Here is a 16,953-nt window from a genome sequence, read left to right on the forward strand (position 1 = left end):
AATACCTGGTTACTTATTCGATGCCGCTTGTTCTGCATAGGAGTTATCGACGATTGTTGGAGACTCTACCCGCTGTTTTAATTCTCCTGCCGCAGTCATGACGTCGAGCAAGTTATTCCATTCTTCTTCATCAATGATTGGATCCGTTGCATATGTTCCCTGTTCCTTGTAGCGATTCACACTGCTTACCAGGATGGCTGGGTCGATATCTTTGAAATAGGGTTTGATGACCTCAGCAATCTCTTCAGCCGTATGGGTATCTACCCACGTTTGCGCTTTGTGCAGGCCGTTCGTAAACTTCTGAACCACATCTTTGTTGTCGTTCATGTAGCTTTGTTTGGTCATGAACACCGTATAAGGCAGATGACCGCTTTCCGTTCCAAACGAGGCTACCACCTTCCCGCGACCCTCTTTTTCAAAGATGGATGCCTGGGGTTCAAACAACTGCACATAATCCCCTGTACCAGAGGCAAAAGCGGAAGCGATGTTGGCAAAATCCACATTTTGAATCAGCTCCAGATCATTCTGCGGATGAATGCCATGTTTGTTCAGCGTGAATTCGCCTGCCATCTGAGGCATGCCGCCTTTTCTTTGTCCAAGGAAAGTACTCTGTTTCAATTGATTCCAATCGAAACTTCCTTCGGGATTGCGGGCAAACAGAAATGTTCCGTCTGTCTGTGTAAGCTGGGCAAAGTTAATGACCGGGTCTTCCGCTCCCTGCTGATAAACATAGATCGATGTCTCTGCCCCAACCAGCGCGATGTCAACAGAACCTGCGAGCAATGCCGCCATCGTTTTGTCACCGCCAGCTGTCGTCTGAATGTCCACTTCAAGCCCCTGTTCCTCAAAAAAACCTTGGGCCACCGCCACATACTCCGGTGCGTAAAATACAGAACGCGTGACCTCACCAATCGTAATTTTGCCTGCATTTTTCTCTTGATTGCAGCTGGTGAGCGCCACAATGATAATGAGCAAAATGACAATGGCCCGGATGAACCAGGGCGTGTATTTCATGGTATTTCCCTCCCTCACTGGTTTCAGCTGTTCTCTCTACTATGGATATGCCGCTGCCTAACAAAAGGTTAAGAATTGCATGCAAAAGAAGAGCCGGGCAAATGCGCCCCGCTCTTCTACCATTGGATGATGATGTTATCGCTGTCCTACAGCTTGTAAATCTCGGCATATTTCGCTTCCAGATAATCGGCCAGATAATCCGGGTTCAGCTCTTCACCCGTTACGGCCAGAATCAACTCGGACGGTGTGCGGCTTTTGCCATAACGATAAATCTTGTCCGTTAACCATTCCTTGATTGGAATCAGGTTACCTTCAGCAATATAGGCATCAAACGCCGGCAATTCCTTACGCAAGGTATGTAGAATCTGGGCAGCATACATGTTGCCAAGCGAGTACGACGCAAAATAACCAAAATCGCCACCCGACCAATGGACATCCTGCAGCACACCCAACCCATCATTTGGTGGTACGATGCCCAGATATTCCTTGTATTTGGCATTCCAGGTCTCAGGCAGGTCTTTGACTTCCAAACCTTCGTTGAACAGCATTTTCTCAATTTCATAGCGAATGATGATATGCAGATTGTATGTCAGTTCATCCGCTTCAATTCGAATCAAAGAGCTCTCCACCCTATTAATTGCCCGGTAGAAGTCTTCCAGTTCAACCTCGCTCAACTGCGGGAAATGCTGCTGCAAATCGCTGTAATAACGCGTCCAGAATGGACGGCTGCGGCCAATCATATTTTCCCAAAGTCGTGACTGGGATTCGTGGATACCCATAGACGTGCCTTCGGCAAGAAGGGTACCGGCCAGACTGTCGTCAATATTTTGCTCATACAGGGCATGTCCGCCTTCGTGTAGTGAACTGAAGACCGCACTCGTCACATCATCCTGCAAATAATTCGTCGTGATCCGCACATCACCTGGATTCAGGCCCGTTGCAAACGGATGAACACTCTCATCGAGTCTTCCGGCTTCAAAGTCATAACCCATTTGTCCCAGAATAAACAAGCTGAATTTTTCCTGTTGATCCTTGTCAAACAGCTGGTTCAGGAACTCCGTATTCGGCTTGTTCGCCGATGCATTGATCTTCTCTTGCAAGGGCACCAAACGGGCTTTGAGACGGGCAAATACGGCATCTACCTTTTCTACCGTGAGTTCCGGTTCATACATGTCCAAAAGGGTATCGTAACGAGTATCTTTCACGCCCCAGTAGTCAATAAACTCCTGTTTGAGCTTCACAATATCCGTAAGATAGGGCGAGAATCCAGCGAAATCACTGTTATGTTTGGCATCTTCCCATGCGGTCTCTGATTTGGCTGTGAGCACGGTATATGCTTGCACTTTTTCAGGTGGTACCGATTGACTGCGATCATACTCTTTTTTGCAGTCTTCCACCTGACGGCGGTCTGTATCTTCCAGTTGTTCCAGTACCGCTGGAGTTGTTAAGGCATCCAGGTAGGATTTCATCTCCACTGAAGTCTGCAGTTTGAATGCTTCGGTAGATAACAATCCAAGCGTTTCCGAACGTGTCGGAACGCCTTTTTTCGGCGCGCCTGTGCGCAGATCCCAGTGAAGCAAACCAATGGCTTCATGATAACTCTTGATTTTACGGGCCAGATTACGGAAGGATTCCAGCTGTTGCTGTGCGTGTTTATCCATTGTTAACGTTCACCTCTCCAAAAAAAGTTTATACACCCTATTGATGATACTTTTTGCAATGCGTATAATCAACTTTTAACAGATGCAATTTGCATTACTCTACTATAGAGCAAAATATTGCGAGTTGCAGACCGTGGTAAAAAAGAATAAAAATATAGGGCGCAGGACAAGCTGCACTTGATGCAAGTGGCCGTGCTCATCGTATTGGATAACAGGAGGCAATGGACATGAACAACATTCAAGAGATTCTGGCTTACAACAAAACATTTGTCGAGACAAAAGAATACGAAAAGTATACGGCTGGCAAGTTTCCAACCAAAAAGATGGTCATCATTACTTGTATGGATACGCGTTTGGTGGAAATGCTGCCCAAGGCCATGAACCTGAAAAATGGCGATGTGAAAATTATTAAAAACGCTGGCGCGATTATCTCTCAACCTTTTGGGTCAGTCATGCGTAGTGTACTCGTCGCGATCTATGAGCTTGGTGCCGATGAAGTACTGGTTGTTGGACATACGGAATGCGGCATGGCATCCCTGCACGCCGAAACGATGATCGGACATATGGTTGAACGGGGAGTATCGGCAGAAGTCATGAGCACGCTGGAGAACTCCGGCATTCGTTTGCAAAAGTGGTTACGCGGGTTTGACAGCGTTGAAGAAGGGGTAAAACATACTGTGGAAGTGATCAAGAAACATCCATTGCTTCCGCCCAATGTACCCGTCCACGGCATGGTCATCGACTCCTACACAGGTGAACTTGATCTTGTCGCTGAGGGGTATGGGCAACAGACATCTCTCTAAATGGTTTTGGGTGCGGACCTCAGGGTTCGCACTCTTTTTTTGTCTAAATTGAGGCAGTTGTTCTGCCAGGTTGTCAAACCATACAGTTTCAGTGTACACTTTTATGAAAGCGGTCAATGAGAACCATTTTGTATTGTTTTCGCTGACCCAGCCCTAATATTAAGGAGACATGTGCATGAACATACTTTCCTACGGATTGCTCGGGCTTCTTACCCGCGAGGAGTCATCAGGTTATGATCTAATGCTGAAAATCCAGCCACATTGGCAGGCCAAACACAGTCAGATCTATCCCCTCCTCTCCAAAATGGAAAACGATGGCCTTTTAGCCTCCCGCTGGGTGCAACAGTCTGACAAACCGGACAAAAAAATGTATGCAGTCACGGAAAAAGGTATTGAAAAACTGCTGGGATGGATGATCACTCCCGTTACCGCTCCGGTTACTCGTGACGAGTTCAATCTGCGTATTTTATGTGTCGGCATTGCGGAAGACGGAAGCATGAGACGTATTCTGAATGAACGACAGAACTGGTTTATGGAACGCATCCGTTATTTCGAGGGACTGAAATCCCGTATACCTCAGGATAATTTGAAAGTAGGCAGCCGGGAGTTCGGAAGTTACATTCTGGTACAAAAAGGGTTGATGAACGCACAAACAGGCCTCGAATGGTGCAACTGGGTTACCCAGCTTCTCGATGGTCAGGCAGCCATTCAGGACCCTTGTCCAAGTATTTCAGAAAATTAAACAAAATTTGAAACGTTCCTGCAAGTTGACCGTATTAACTGAGTAAGGTCCATTTTTGGGCGAATCAAACAAATTAATCGGGGGGTTACGATCTTTACAATGAAGAACAAATTCGGAATTAAACATCTCATGATGGTTTTCATGGCCTTTACATTGTTGTTCGCAACAGTCGGAGTCGCAAATCCGGATTCTGCTGATGCTAGACGTGGTGGCGGTTTCAAATCGGGAACAAAAAGCTATACCAATACACCTAAGAAATCCGATTCAAACAGTAATGTGAGCAAATCCAATACAAATAACAACTCCAGCAATGGAGCTACAACGAACCGTGGCGGATTCTTCGGCGGTGGCGGTGGATTTATGAAAGGCATGATGCTGGGTGGTCTGGCAGGTTTGATGTTCGGCGGATTGTTCGGCGGCATGGGAGCTTTGGGTAACATTCTTGGATTGCTCGTAAACGTGGCTGCAATTATATTGATCGTGATGCTCGCGATGGCCCTGTTCAGAGCCATTACGAATCGTCGTAAACCGGCAGCGGATGGTCGTTATGATCGTCGTAATGATCGTGATGATGATGACCGTAACAGAAACGGACGGTACTAATCTCTATGGTTCTAAGCATGGATGAAATTGTCAACGCGATCTGTATTCACATGGCTGAACGCAAGGGTGTGCGCCCAACCGATGTCAATGTGGAACTGAGCTGGGAAGAAGATACGGGATATTCCGCTGAAGTCTGGATTCAAGGACGCAGTCAATACCTGGTCGAATCCAATATGATCGAAGCAATCCTGCGCTACCTGCACAGTGAATACGACATTCGGGCTTACCGTGAGAATGTAAGACTTGATCTGGATGAAGAGATCACAGCGATTGTGAATCAATAAATCATAAACCATTTGCAGATGGAATGTAAAAGGACCGTCTCCATGATGTCATTGACATGTATGGAGGCGGTCCTTTTGTGTCTTGGGAAGATATAAGTCTTCACTATTACCTTCCCAAGATTCATCCTATGACTACGGATTACGACTTCAATTTCACCAGACTGTAGTTTTTCTTGCCTTTGCGGATAATAATGAATCTTCCACCAATTGCGTGCTCTGCAGAGACCGTGAATTCCAGCTCTGTAATCTTCTCACCGTTCATGGAGATTGCTCCTTTGGTGACATCCTCACGCGCCTGACGCTTGGATGGCTCCAAGCCCAGATCCACGAGCCAGTCTACAATATTTTTCGCTTCGCCATCGGTTTCGAAGGTTGGCATTTCCTTGAAACCCTGCTCGATTTCGTCCGCAGTAAGAGAACGAATATCTCCGCTGAACAGTGCGGCGGTAATGCGTTTTGCCTGCTCCAGCATGTCATCACCGTGCACAAACTTCGTCATTTCTTCCGCAAGTGCCTTTTGTGCTTCACGCTTGTGCGGCTCGGCTGCTACCTTGTCCGCCAAAGCTTCAATTTCTTCTTTGCTCAGGAACGTGAAGTATTTCAGGTATTTAATGACATCGCGGTCATCCGTGTTCGCCCAGAACTGATAGAATTCAAATGGAGTCGTTTTGTTCGGATCAAGCCAGATGGACCCGCCTGCAGATTTACCGAATTTGGTACCGTCTGCTTTGAGCATGAGCGGAATCGTCAGACCGAAAGCTTTGGCTTCAGACCCTTCTTTTTTCCGAATCAGATCCAGGCCGCTTGTGATGTTGCCCCATTGATCGGAACCGCCAATTTGCAGCTGTACATTCTCATGTTGGAATAGGTGCAGGTAATCGAGCGATTGGAGAATCTGGTAGGAGAACTCGGTAAACGAAATGCCGTCTTCCAGTCTGCTCGCAACTACGTCTTTGGCCAGCATCGTGTTCAGATTAAAGTTCTTACCGTAGTCACGCAAAAATTCAATCACATTGATTTTATGTGTCCAGTCGTAGTTGTTGACCAAGCGAACCTGATTGTCGCCATCCGTTATGAACAGCTTTTTCATTTGTGCAGTCAGAGCATCCACATTCGCCTGAACCTCTTCCAACGTTTGCAGTGAACGTTCCGATTGACGACCACTCGGATCACCAATGGTACCTGTTGCGCCACCAATCAGAATGACCGGACGATGGCCGGCGTTTTGAAAACGTTTCAGCATCATGAATGGAATCAAATGTCCAATATGCATGCTGTCACCGGTAGGGTCAACCCCACAGTATAAGGATACCGACGTAGTCTCGGTCAGCTCACGCAGACCCTCCGCATCTGTTTGTTGGTTAATGGCGTCGCGCCATTCCAGTTCATCAATAATATTCAAAACGAACAACCCCTTCTCTATGCATTGGTAATAGGCCATGATTTACGTGAATTCATCAAGAGTTAAGCAGGGTGGGACTTTTTTGGACACAAAAAAATCGCCGCCTTGTCTTCAATAGACACAGGGACGATTATAATAACCGTGGTACCACCCAACTTGCACAGACAACAGCTTACACGCTGTCCATACCGCTTTCGGCAAAATATCGTTTGCCATTCCGCTTGGCATTACCCAAGTACTCCAGAGTGTAATTCGCAGCCCTTGTATGTATCAGGTTCCATCAACCCCTGACTTTCTGTAACAGGGACAAAGCCGCTACTGCGCTCTATCAACGTAATTCATGTATTTAATTTATAGCCAGTATAGCTGAACGTTAACATCATTGCAAGGCCAAGTATACAATCTTTGGATAGAACATCAGATGATCACCAGTATCCAAATTTATAAAGACATCATGTTCAACTTCCCATGATAATATTCATATGCCTTTTGCGGGATCTGATCCTCATTGTTCCAAAATTGCTGATCCAACGCATCCAGCTGTTGCTCCTGTTCCGTTGTTAGAAATTGAGGTATATCCCACAGCTGAGTAAGCCGTTCATCCTCTTCCAAATGCTCAATGCAGCCATATGCTGACTTTATTATATCCGACACTTGGGCAGCACCAATGACATGTAATGCCCGCAACGCGTAAAGATATGCCTCTTCACCCCAGTTGCAAAAAAACTGCAAAAAGCCACCGTTAAAGGCATCCGTCTCTAACAGCCATAACGCGGCAATTTCCTGTTCATTTGGTGTTAACGCCCCCAACCATGGGCAGATTCATTCTTTTTCCCGACAAATGATACCGCATACTCATACCATACATCATGGACATCCTGTTCACGCACGTCAATCACCTCTCACCTCTCTTTTCTTGGTTTCAGCCTCTCAAGCTCCTGACGTTTGCCTGTCTGATGCCAGTGTAAAAATGGATCACCAATCTGGTGAAAAGCCTCCTCAACACTTCGACCCAGTTCTTGCTTCACTTCGTTCGTATAGTTCAAGTGTGTCTGTTTATTATCCACACCATGTCGTTCCAGCAATTCTACATGCGCCGCCGTAAAAATGATATCCTCCAGCAACCAGTAGATCACTTCATCTGTCTGCTTCAACCGTTTTTCCAACATGACGACACCCCGTTCGTATATACGAACAATGTACGCACCGCTTCCAATCTCTACATATGGGACGCCTTCCCATTTAAAGTCCTCGAACAAACGGTTAACATAGTTCTCCATCTGTCTTCTGCCGAAAGATGTCCGTTCAAGCAGCTGTATAAGAATTTCTGCAATTTCTTGTTTGCTTCGTAGGATGGACATGAAATCACCCACTTCAAAAAGTTACATACTGCTATTTTATTTGTGGCACTATATTGCTCTGAATTCAGTAAGAACCCCGTTGGAATCTCTTCTTAACATGATAACAAAAAGGGCTACCTGAAATAACCCCCCTCATAAATCTGGTCTCCAATGACCGGCCCAATCATTCTTGCTAATGCCTGAATAGGCTAGATTTAATAATCTTCTATTGATTTTCCCTGGAAAAAATACGAAAAAGCTGCCATCGGCAGCCTCTTCATGATCTCTGTTCTTCAATCAGGTTCCGCAGAACGTCTGGTATGAAGTATCGCATTGTGCAGGCAGTTTAGCGTATTCAGCTTGCTCAGGGGAATGCTCGTACGGGTTTGCCAGAACAGCAAGAAGCTTTTCCATCAAACCAAGGTCTCCATCATTCTCCGCTCGTTCAAGCGCTTCTTCTACCCGATGATTTCGTGGAATCACGGCCGGGTTGCTGTCTCGCATCAATTGATGCGAGACTTCCTTCGTTTCCGTCTGCCTGCCTAATCTCATCTGCCACCGTTCGTTCCATTCAGCAAACTCTGAAGTCCCTAACCAGGGCGTATCCTCCAACGTATCAAAGGTCAATGCCAGGAAAGTATTCGTGTAGTCTGCATTATGCTCCTCCATGAGTTCAAGAAGATCTCTGATGAGCGATTCATCCTCAGCCTCTTCATTCAACAAGCCCAATTTGGAACGCATACCGGAGAGCCAGTCACGATGATACAGCTCTGAGAACTGTGCAATGGCATCCTGGGCGATCTGCACAGCCTGTTCTTCATCTTCATGCAAAAGTGGCAGGAGCGTCTCGGCAAACCGCGCCAGATTCCAGCCACCGATATACGGTTGATTTCCATAGGCGTATCGTCCTTGCGTGTCAATGGAGCTAAATACCGTTGCTGGATTGTAGGCATCCATAAATGCACATGGCCCATAATCAATCGTCTCACCACTAATAGCCATATTATCCGTGTTCATCACGCCATGAATGAACCCAATCTGTTGCCATTTGGCAATGAGAGACGCCTGCCGTTTAATCACTTCCTGAAGCAATAGAAGATAGCGATTCTCCGCTTCAGCGATATCAGGAAAATGACGCTGCAACGTATAATCAGCCAATGCTCGAAGATCCTCGATGGATCCCCATCTTGCTGCATATTGGAAGGTCGCTACGCGCAAATGACTGGAAGCAACGCGCGTTAATATTGCACCAGGCCGCTTTGTTTCGCGTATAATATTTTCTCCCGTAGATACCACTGCCAGACTTCGTGTAGTTGGAACACCTAGTGCATACATCGCTTCACTAATAATGTATTCACGCAGCATGGGTCCAACAGCAGCACGTCCATCACCTGCGCGGGAGTATGGCGTTCTCCCCGAACCTTTTAACTGGATATCCACCCGCTCGCCCTGTGGCGTAATTTGTTCACCCAGCAGTAAAGCCCGCCCATCACCAAGCATATTAAAATTACCGAACTGATGTCCTGCGTAAGCCTGAGCCAGAGGCTCAGCCCCTTCCGGGATCAGGTTCCCTGCAAAAACGTTTGCCCCTTCATCACTATTGAGAGCCTCAGCATTCAGCCCCAAGCTTGCAGCAAGCAAAGTATTGAAGATAATCATCTTCGGTGATTTGACAGGTTCAGCTCCCTGCCTTGTAAAAAAGGTTTGTGGCAAACGGGCATAACTGTTATCAAAATGCCATCCTTTGTTCAGCGTTTCTTGTTGCATGTGATCACAACTCCTTTTCTGTAACCAAGGGATCTCCCCTGATTTAGTATAGCCTTGTGCACCAATGCTCATTTATGTAGTCGCATGGAAATTCAACTGAAAGAACATGTAACATGTTCATGATGAAACTTTAGCATATTTATATCCCTTTTGTGAAACTCCTCCAAAGAAATTTCGTTAATTTCCGAAGGCTTGAAAATCCACCACAAACCTTTCTGAATCAGCCATTGTCAGGCGTCCTGAAAGAACTTCGGTACTCTCAAATAAGATAGCGCTTTCAATCTTCCAAAAAAAGGGTTGATAATTGAGAAATCATCCACTATGATAATGTCATCAGTTCGGATAATAAAGTTAAAGCACTTTAACTTTCGATTAACTAACATCATATGAAACCTATACCTATGGAAAACTTCACTCCGAAAGTTAAAGCGTTATAATTTTTATATCCCATAGAAAGGTTGGTGTTTCCTTGACCCATCGCGAAAGCCGGCGGCAGACATTTTACCTGTACCTCTTCATCTCTCCATGGCTTATCGGTTTCCTCGTGTTTGCCTTGTATCCGATTCTGTCGTCCCTTTATTACAGCTTCACGGACTATGACATTATCCACCCGCCGAAATATGTCGGACTCGCGAATTACAATGAAATGTTTCACAATGACCTGTTTTGGAAATCAGTTGTCGTAACGGTGCGTTATACATTTATCAGCGTACCGATCCAACTGCTTCTGGCACTCGGATTTGCTCTCCTGCTCAATACGAAAATACCGTTCCGCGGATTTTTTCGAACCGCCATGTATTTTCCGAGCATGGTATCCGGTGTGGCGATGTCCCTGCTGTGGTACTGGATTTTCAACCCATCAATCGGTCTGTTCAATTACGTGCTGTCCTGGTTCGGCATTAGCGGCCCATCCTGGCTCATGAGTCCCGATTATGCGCTTTACGCTCTAATGATTATGTCCTTCTGGACGGTGGGTTCAGGCATGATTCTATTCCTTGCAGGACTTCAGGGTGTTCCTGCGAGTCTTGTGGAAGCCGCCAAGCTTGACGGAGCGGGACGCTTCCGGATTTTCCTGAACGTAACGCTGCCCATGATTTCACCGGTGCTTTTGTTCCAGCTGATTATGGGCGTCATCGATTCCTTCCAGGTATTCACACAAGCGTACGTAATGACCCAAGGGGGTCCAAACTACTCGACCTGGTTCTACGTTTACAACCTGTACACCAGCGCCTTCAAGGAATACAGGGCGGGCTACTCCTCGGCACTCGCGTGGGTGCTGCTGATCGTCGTCATGGTATTTACGGCAATCATTATTAAACTCTCGAACCGTTATGTTCACTATGAAGGAGGCGGACGCAAATGAGTACGACGATTCCGACTGCCGGCCCAGGGGCTTCACCTTCTGTGAATAAACGCCGACGTAAAATCGACGCGGTTAGCGTTGCCAGCTTCATCGCCCTGCTGGTCACCACCTTTCTCATGCTCCTCCCTCTGTTTTTCATGGTCTCCACCTCGCTGAAATCGAAGAAGGAACTGCTGAAGTTTCCTCCGACCTTTCTGCCGGAGTCTTGGCAGTGGAGTAACTACAGAGAAATTTTCGACACGCTGAACTTCGGTCAAATGTATATGAACAGTCTCATTATCGGCATTTTGACCGTTGTCGGTACCCTGCTTTCGTCAGCCCTTGCAGGCTATGGCTTCGCCAGATATCGGGGCAAGGGCAGCAACCTGTGGTTCATGCTCATGCTCAGCACTATGATGCTTCCATATCCGGCGATCATGATCCCGCAGTTCATTCTCTTTTCCAAGCTGAACTGGATCGATACCTTCCTGCCGCTGATTGTCCCTGCGTTTTTCGGTTCGGCATACAACATCTTTTTGCTGCGACAGTTCTTCTCCACGCTGCCAGATGAGCTGTTTGACGCCGGGCGCATTGATGGCTGCAGCGAGTTCCGGATGTGGCGACAAATCGCTTTGCCTCTGTCCGGGCCGGCGCTTGCAACCGTTGCGATCTTTGCCTTCATCTACAGCTGGAACGACCTTCTGACACCTGTACTCTATTTGAGCTCATCGGATAAGTTTACGCTTCCGGTCGGTATGTCTTCCTTCACATCTTCGCGTTTCCGAATTCCGCCGTGGCATCTGCTCATGGTTGCTTCCGTGCTCGCCATGCTGCCGATCGTGACCCTGTTTGCAATAGCCCAGAAGCGGTTTGTGGAAGGAATTGTTCTTACAGGCATCAAGTAAAGACCCCGCCGTAGGGGCGGCAAAAAACTTGAATATATGGGGGACGTAGTTCATGAAAAAGATAAGGAACAAAAAGACTTTTGCACTTTTGCTTGCGACCAGCATGCTCGTTGTATTGGCAATGTCCGGCTGCAGCGGTGGCAAATCAGCGGGAGATGTAGTGCCCGGTAACAACGGCGATAGCGCTACATCCGGCTCCTCAGGCGAGCAAGTAACTATAACGCACTACACTATCGATTCCGAGGACCGCACGTTTATTGAGAAGCTGATTCCAGACTTTGAAGCCAAACATCCGGACATTAAGGTGAAAGTAGAAAAAGCTCCTTACGAGCAGTTCGACAGTAAGCTCCAAACGCTAATTGCCGGCGGCAAATCTCCTGACGTCACAAGCCATTATGGCTACGGCGGTTTTGCGGAGTATTACAACAAAGACATGCTGCTCGACATGAACGACATTATTAAGGAAGACGGATTTAAGGCATCCGACTACAACATCCCGGATGACCTCATGAAAATCTATACCGTCAAAGACCAAGTCTACGGTATTCCGGTCAATATGTATGTCACTCTGATGCTCTACAACAAAGACATGTTCGACGCTGCCAACGTTCCTTATCCTCCAAGCGATTACGAGGACAAGAGCTGGACGTTTGACAAAATGATCGAAGATGCAAAGAAGATGACGCTTGTATCCAGCGATATTGCCAAAACCCAATATGGCGTTGACTTCACATGGTCTGAGCGCGATATGCGCCCGCTCTATTTTGGAGCTGAACCGTACTCCCAGGATACCTGGACCAACGGCGGCGTACCATCCGAGACTCATTTCGATTCGCCGGAAGTCATTGCAGCCTATAACAAGCTGTTTAACCTGATCTTAAAAGATAAAGTGTCCCCGACAACAGAATGGAGCAAGAGCGTAGCGGGGCAAAACGGCGATGCATTCGTAACCGGCAAAGTGGGTATGACCGTCAGCGGCTCCTGGAGCCTTGCCGGCTCTAATGACTTCCCGTTCAAGGTTGGTGTAGCTGCAGTGCCTGCCGGCGGCAATGACAAGGTTCGCAGTGTGCTGTTCGTCGATCCGCTCTTGATTCTGAAGGGTTCCAAACATCCGAAGGAAGCCTTTGAATGGATCAAGTATCTGGTCAGCGACGAGGTTCAGGAAAAATCCATCGACCTGAGCGGCGGCAACCCTCCTGTAAATACGAAGGCAGCCGAAACCTATTACAAGCATTTTGATGGCATCGATCCGGCAGATGTGAAGAAGGTGTACGAAGGCGCTGTGAAATACGGTTTTGAATCCTATAACCACCTGATCACCAACTATTCGCAAATTAACGACATGTTCATCAACGAGATGCAGCCGATCGATACCGGACACAATACCGTTGAAGAAGTGATGCCGACGATTCAGAAAAAGGTCATGGAAATTATCAAACGTTAAAGCTAGACATTATGCCGTCCCGCAAGGGGCGGTGCATCTGTTAAAATAGCTTCGCGGGTAGGCCTCCGTACATGTATACTAGTGTTAAGTCAATGTAAAGTACGGAAAATCTGCCGCAAGGAGAATAAACAATGAAGGTTAGTATATTTGATGTAGCCAAAAAATCAGGGCTGTCCGTTGTGACAGTCTCACGCGTCTTAAACGGTGCCGAATCCGTGCGAGAGAAAAATAGGCAAAAGGTTCTGGAGGCGATCAAGGAGCTTGATTACCGTCCTAACGCTGCCGCGCGGAGTTTAGCCCGCGGAAAGACAGGAATCGTCGGTTTGATCATGACCACTCTTCAGGACTCCTTCTTTGACGCCGTCGTTAAGGAGCTGAACGAAGTGCTTTCACTTCACGGCTATTTTCTTGCCGTTTCGGTCTCTACCGGCATTGGCTCCGATGAAACCCATTACCTGATCCAGGAGGACCGGGTGGACGGTCTTATTCTGCTCTCGCCTATAGAAGAGGATAACTACATCGTGGAACTGAAGCGGCGCAATATTCCTTATGTCCTAATCGACAATCAGAAGCCGGAGAATGATGCTTTCTCTGTAACAATCGACAACTACAAGGGCGGTTATGCCGCTACGAAGCATCTGCTTGATCTCGGTCATACTTCCATCGCGCACTTAAGCGGAGACGACATGTTCCGCAGTACGAAAGAGCGCCGTAGCGGTTTCCTGCAGGCACTTAAGGAACAAGACCTGGCTCCGTTCGACATGATCACAGGCGATTTCGAAATCGATTTTGGTTATGACACCTGCCGCCAATGGCTGCGGGAGGGACGCCTTCCTTCCGCGGTGTTCGCTGGCGATGACCATATCGCGCTTGGGGTCGTGAACGCCCTCATGGAAGAAGGCATCAAGGTGCCTGAACAGGTAGCTATCGTCGGCTATGACGATCAGTATATTTCATCCAAGCTGCACCCCTATCTGACAACGGTCCGGCAGCCTGCCGACCGCATTGGGGTTGCCGCTGCGGATATGCTGCTGAAACGCATGGACGGTACGATGAAACGCGGGGCTAATGTGCGGATCGACCCTGAACTCATCGTGCGAGAGTCAACTGGATCACCAACAGAAGGTAAATCCGATTAAAAAAAATTATCCTTATATATAGGAGTGACGACCTTTGACTTACTACTTGGGAATCGATGGGGGAGGAACAAAAACATATGCCCTGCTGACCGATGACTGTGGCAATGTGCTTGGCAAAGGCGTGGGCGGCAACGGTAATCACCAGATTGACCATGCATTGGCCGCGCAAAGCATACGTAAAGCTGCAGAAGGCGCTCTGAACGAGGCAGGATTGCGGATTCATGAAATCTCGCATACCTTTTTCGGACTTGCAGGCGCAGATCGGGAGGCAGATTACCGAATCCTGCACCCTCTGGTTCAGGATATCGGATTCACCCGGAATTACTCGATTGACTGTGACACGATGATCGGCCTGCGCGCAGGCACGAACCGACCTTATGGGGTCGCACTGATCTGTGGCACAGGCACCAACGCCGCAGGCCGCAATCCGGCAGGACAACATGTACAGGTCGGCGGCTTTAATTATATGTACGGAGATTTTGGCGGCGGCGGTTCCCTCAATATTGAGGTGTTCCGGTCCGTCATCCGTTCTTGGGACGGCCGTGAGCAGACAACGCTCCTGACTCCGCTGCTGCTGAACTTTCTTGGATATGACAGTGTCAGAGACATGTTCGATGACTTCCAGGATCATGGCAAGCATGTGCCTGTGCATGCAGCCAAACTGCTGTTTGAGGCTGCCGCAGAAGACGATGCTGTTGCTCTGGAAATTCTAAACCGCCAGGGTGTCGAGCTTGGCAAATCAGCTTCTGCGGTTATCCATAAGCTTGGAATGGAAGAGGATAGATTTGACGTGGTATTGGCAGGGAGTCTGCTAACAAGGGGGGATCGCGGATGGATTCGCAATATGGTTGAACAGACCGTCGCAGCCGTCGCTCCGAATGCTGCTATCGTCACTTTGGCCACTGAGCCTGTCGTCGGTGCCCTATGGTCTGCTATGGATGCGGACGGACATGCGGTAAGTCAGGATGTATATGACAAAATGCGGGTCTTCCGCAACTTCGAACATATTAAGCATCAACAAGATAAACGTCTATAAACACTGTCATCATCAAATGACCTTCCCGCAGACTGATCCTTTGGCTCCTCCTAATTCCAAAACCTGTTGCGGGTTCATAAACCAAATACAATTCTTAAAAGAATGGAGTGTGGAAAAATGGCAAATGAAACAGGATTGAAAATAGCTGTAATCGGCGGTGGATCTTCTTATACTCCGGAACTCGTCGAGGGGTTTATCCTTCACCATGCCGAGCTTCCGGTACGTGAACTGTGGCTGGTGGATATTGAACCGGGACAGCGCAAACTGAATATTGTCGGCAACTTGGCTAAGCGCATGGTGGAGAAGTCCGGACTTCCGATCGAAGTTCATTTGACACTCGACCGCCGCGAAGCAATCCAAGGTGCAGACTTCGTCAGCACGCAAATGCGTGTCGGCATGCTCGAAGCCCGCAGCCTCGATGAATCCATCCCCCTGAAATACGGCGTGATCGGCCAGGAAACTACCGGTCCCGGAGGCATGATGAAGGCGCTGCGGACGATTCCGGTCCTGCTCGACATCTGTCGTGATATCGAAGAACTCGCACCCGATGCTTGGCTGCTGAACTTTACGAATCCGGCGGGTATGGTCACGGAAGCCATTCTGAAGTATTCCAACGTAAAAAGCATCGGTCTCTGTAATGCGCCGATCGGCCTAATCAAGCAGACCTCGGCCAAATACGGCGTAGAAGCGAACCGCATCTATGCCGAGTTCGTCGGCCTGAACCATCTGCACTGGATTACGCGTATCGATGTGAATGGAGAAGACAAACTGGATGAGATGCTGGCCGATACGGCCGGCTACAGCGCGAAGAACGTGCCTGCACGGGAATGGAACCCTGAATTTTTGCACTCTCTCCATGCCCTGCCTTCCTACTATCTGAAGTACTTTTATATGACCGATGAAATGCTGGAAGAGCAGCTGGAATCCTTACAAAAAGGTAGCAACCGTGCGGAAGTGGTTAAACGCGTCGAAGAAGAACTGTTTGAGCTTTATAATGATCTGGAGCTAAAGGATAAACCGAAGCAGCTGGAACAACGCGGAGGCGCCTTTTATTCCGAAGCAGCCGTGAACCTGATGCGCTCACTCTACAACGGAACAAATGACATTCAGACGCTGAACGTTGCCAATCAAGGCATCATTGACTTCCTGCCGGGCGATGCCAGTATTGAAGTCAACTGCGTGGTCACCCAAACCGGCCCACTGCCGCTGCCGCTGACCAAGATTCCTCCGATGGCCGTCGGACTGATCCATACGGTTAAAACCTATGAGCGACTCGCCATCGATGCTGCCGTGACTGGCGATCGCGGATTGGCCATACAGGCACTGGCCCATCATCCCTTGGTTCCTTCCGTCGACGTGGCGATCCAGATGCTGGATGAAATGCTCGAAGCCAATAAGGACTATTTGCCACAATTTTTTACTGAATCTGCAGCCAATGTATAATTCGGCTATGATCCACTCTTACTGATGT

At 48.0% G+C, this 16,953-nt stretch carries 16 protein-coding genes and 1 other annotated feature; of the genes, 10 read left to right on the forward strand and 6 right to left on the reverse strand.

Translation table 11 applies throughout. From position 1 onward, the window contains the following. Positions 1 to 9: 9 nt before the first annotated feature. Together ACFTRD_RS16435 and ACFTRD_RS16440 are read right to left on the reverse strand one after the other, a co-directional pair. The gene (locus tag ACFTRD_RS16435; protein WP_379381888.1) at positions 10 to 1,014 is read right to left on the reverse strand and encodes an ABC transporter substrate-binding protein; all 1,005 of its coding nucleotides are present in this window, start codon (positions 1,012 to 1,014) and stop codon (positions 10 to 12) included. 146 nt (positions 1,015 to 1,160) lie between these two features. Further along, positions 1,161 to 2,675, reverse strand: coding sequence for a carboxypeptidase M32 (locus tag ACFTRD_RS16440; RefSeq protein ID WP_379381890.1), 1,515 nt, complete (start codon positions 2,673 to 2,675; stop codon positions 1,161 to 1,163). A 227-nt stretch (positions 2,676 to 2,902) separates the two neighbouring features. On the opposite strand from ACFTRD_RS16440, the gene ACFTRD_RS16445 reads away from it, so the two are divergent. From ACFTRD_RS16445 to ACFTRD_RS16460, 4 genes are all read left to right on the forward strand, one after another. After that, a complete protein-coding gene (locus ACFTRD_RS16445; RefSeq protein ID WP_192267992.1) occupies positions 2,903 to 3,478 on the forward strand; it encodes a beta-class carbonic anhydrase in 576 nt (191 codons plus the stop codon). Positions 3,479 to 3,653: 175 nt separating this feature from the next. Then, positions 3,654 to 4,220, forward strand: a complete 567-nt coding sequence (locus tag ACFTRD_RS16450; RefSeq protein WP_379381893.1) for a PadR family transcriptional regulator — start codon at positions 3,654 to 3,656, stop codon at positions 4,218 to 4,220. Positions 4,221 to 4,319: 99 nt separating this feature from the next. Further along, positions 4,320 to 4,823 carry a hypothetical protein gene (locus tag ACFTRD_RS16455; RefSeq protein WP_379381894.1) on the forward strand — a complete coding sequence of 168 codons (504 nt, stop codon included), beginning with the start codon at positions 4,320 to 4,322 and terminating at the stop codon, positions 4,821 to 4,823. A gap of 5 nt (positions 4,824 to 4,828) precedes the next feature. After that, complete coding sequence (locus tag ACFTRD_RS16460) at positions 4,829 to 5,107, forward strand: YxcD family protein (protein WP_024630486.1); 279 nt, start codon at positions 4,829 to 4,831, stop codon at positions 5,105 to 5,107. Positions 5,108 to 5,246: 139 nt separating this feature from the next. On the opposite strand, the gene tyrS is transcribed toward ACFTRD_RS16460, so the two are convergent. The 4 genes from tyrS to ACFTRD_RS16480 form a co-directional block, all read right to left on the reverse strand. Further along, a complete protein-coding gene (tyrS, locus tag ACFTRD_RS16465) occupies positions 5,247 to 6,509 on the reverse strand; it encodes a tyrosine--tRNA ligase (RefSeq protein WP_192267998.1) in 1,263 nt (420 codons plus the stop codon). A gap of 119 nt (positions 6,510 to 6,628) precedes the next feature. Beyond that, positions 6,629 to 6,850: a binding site (T-box leader), on the reverse strand. A 100-nt stretch (positions 6,851 to 6,950) separates the two neighbouring features. Continuing rightward, entirely contained in the window at positions 6,951 to 7,319 is a 369-nt protein-coding gene (locus ACFTRD_RS16470) for a DMP19 family protein (protein WP_379381897.1), read from the reverse strand. Between the two features lie 92 nt (positions 7,320 to 7,411). Beyond that, positions 7,412 to 7,870: an Imm63 family immunity protein gene (locus tag ACFTRD_RS16475; RefSeq protein ID WP_379381899.1), complete on the reverse strand. Its 459-nt coding sequence runs from the start codon at positions 7,868 to 7,870 to the stop codon at positions 7,412 to 7,414. Between the two features lie 276 nt (positions 7,871 to 8,146). Continuing rightward, a complete protein-coding gene (locus ACFTRD_RS16480) occupies positions 8,147 to 9,616 on the reverse strand; it encodes a protein adenylyltransferase SelO (RefSeq protein ID WP_379381901.1) in 1,470 nt (489 codons plus the stop codon). A gap of 469 nt (positions 9,617 to 10,085) precedes the next feature. Here ACFTRD_RS16480 and ACFTRD_RS16485 point away from each other — a divergent pair, with 469 nt between their 5' ends. From ACFTRD_RS16485 to ACFTRD_RS16510, 6 genes are all read left to right on the forward strand, one after another. Continuing rightward, the gene (locus tag ACFTRD_RS16485) at positions 10,086 to 10,979 is read left to right on the forward strand and encodes a carbohydrate ABC transporter permease (RefSeq protein WP_379381903.1); all 894 of its coding nucleotides are present in this window, start codon (positions 10,086 to 10,088) and stop codon (positions 10,977 to 10,979) included. Further along, the gene (locus ACFTRD_RS16490; protein WP_379381905.1) at positions 10,976 to 11,863 is read left to right on the forward strand and encodes a carbohydrate ABC transporter permease; all 888 of its coding nucleotides are present in this window, start codon (positions 10,976 to 10,978) and stop codon (positions 11,861 to 11,863) included. Before ACFTRD_RS16485 ends, ACFTRD_RS16490 begins: the two co-directional genes overlap by 4 nt. 52 nt (positions 11,864 to 11,915) lie before the next feature. After that, on the forward strand, positions 11,916 to 13,307 hold the full coding sequence (locus tag ACFTRD_RS16495) for an ABC transporter substrate-binding protein (protein ID WP_379381907.1): 1,392 nt from the start codon (positions 11,916 to 11,918) through the stop codon (positions 13,305 to 13,307). 131 nt (positions 13,308 to 13,438) lie between these two features. After that, positions 13,439 to 14,446, forward strand: a complete 1,008-nt coding sequence (locus ACFTRD_RS16500; RefSeq protein WP_379381909.1) for a LacI family DNA-binding transcriptional regulator — start codon at positions 13,439 to 13,441, stop codon at positions 14,444 to 14,446. A gap of 34 nt (positions 14,447 to 14,480) precedes the next feature. Continuing rightward, the gene (locus ACFTRD_RS16505; protein ID WP_379381911.1) at positions 14,481 to 15,482 is read left to right on the forward strand and encodes an N-acetylglucosamine kinase; all 1,002 of its coding nucleotides are present in this window, start codon (positions 14,481 to 14,483) and stop codon (positions 15,480 to 15,482) included. Between the two features lie 117 nt (positions 15,483 to 15,599). Then, positions 15,600 to 16,925 (forward strand): 6-phospho-beta-glucosidase, encoded by a 1,326-nt coding sequence (locus tag ACFTRD_RS16510; protein WP_379381913.1) that lies wholly within the window; start codon positions 15,600 to 15,602, stop codon positions 16,923 to 16,925. The last annotated feature ends 28 nt before the right edge of the window (positions 16,926 to 16,953 follow it).

Origin of the sequence: Paenibacillus sp. NPDC056933 (genome assembly GCF_042674385.1) — a bacterium.
Classification (GTDB): domain Bacteria; phylum Bacillota; class Bacilli; order Paenibacillales; family Paenibacillaceae; genus Paenibacillus.

Excerpts from the sequence above, each read along its gene's own strand:
- ACFTRD_RS16490 (WP_379381905.1), top strand. The coding sequence starts at position 10,976 with ATGAGTACGACGATTCCGACTGCCGGCCCAGGGGCTTCACCTTCTGTG.
- ACFTRD_RS16460 (WP_024630486.1), top strand. The coding sequence starts at position 4,829 with ATGGTTCTAAGCATGGATGAAATTGTCAACGCGATCTGTATTCACATG.
- ACFTRD_RS16495 (WP_379381907.1), top strand. The coding sequence starts at position 11,916 with ATGAAAAAGATAAGGAACAAAAAGACTTTTGCACTTTTGCTTGCGACC.
- ACFTRD_RS16455 (WP_379381894.1), top strand. The coding sequence starts at position 4,320 with ATGAAGAACAAATTCGGAATTAAACATCTCATGATGGTTTTCATGGCC.
- ACFTRD_RS16435 (WP_379381888.1), bottom strand. The coding sequence starts at position 1,014 with ATGAAATACACGCCCTGGTTCATCCGGGCCATTGTCATTTTGCTCATT.
- ACFTRD_RS16480 (WP_379381901.1), bottom strand. The coding sequence starts at position 9,616 with ATGCAACAAGAAACGCTGAACAAAGGATGGCATTTTGATAACAGTTAT.
- ACFTRD_RS16500 (WP_379381909.1), top strand. The coding sequence starts at position 13,439 with ATGAAGGTTAGTATATTTGATGTAGCCAAAAAATCAGGGCTGTCCGTT.
- ACFTRD_RS16510 (WP_379381913.1), top strand. The coding sequence starts at position 15,600 with ATGGCAAATGAAACAGGATTGAAAATAGCTGTAATCGGCGGTGGATCT.
- ACFTRD_RS16450 (WP_379381893.1), top strand. The coding sequence starts at position 3,654 with ATGAACATACTTTCCTACGGATTGCTCGGGCTTCTTACCCGCGAGGAG.
- ACFTRD_RS16445 (WP_192267992.1), top strand. The coding sequence starts at position 2,903 with ATGAACAACATTCAAGAGATTCTGGCTTACAACAAAACATTTGTCGAG.
- ACFTRD_RS16475 (WP_379381899.1), bottom strand. The coding sequence starts at position 7,870 with ATGTCCATCCTACGAAGCAAACAAGAAATTGCAGAAATTCTTATACAG.
- ACFTRD_RS16440 (WP_379381890.1), bottom strand. The coding sequence starts at position 2,675 with ATGGATAAACACGCACAGCAACAGCTGGAATCCTTCCGTAATCTGGCC.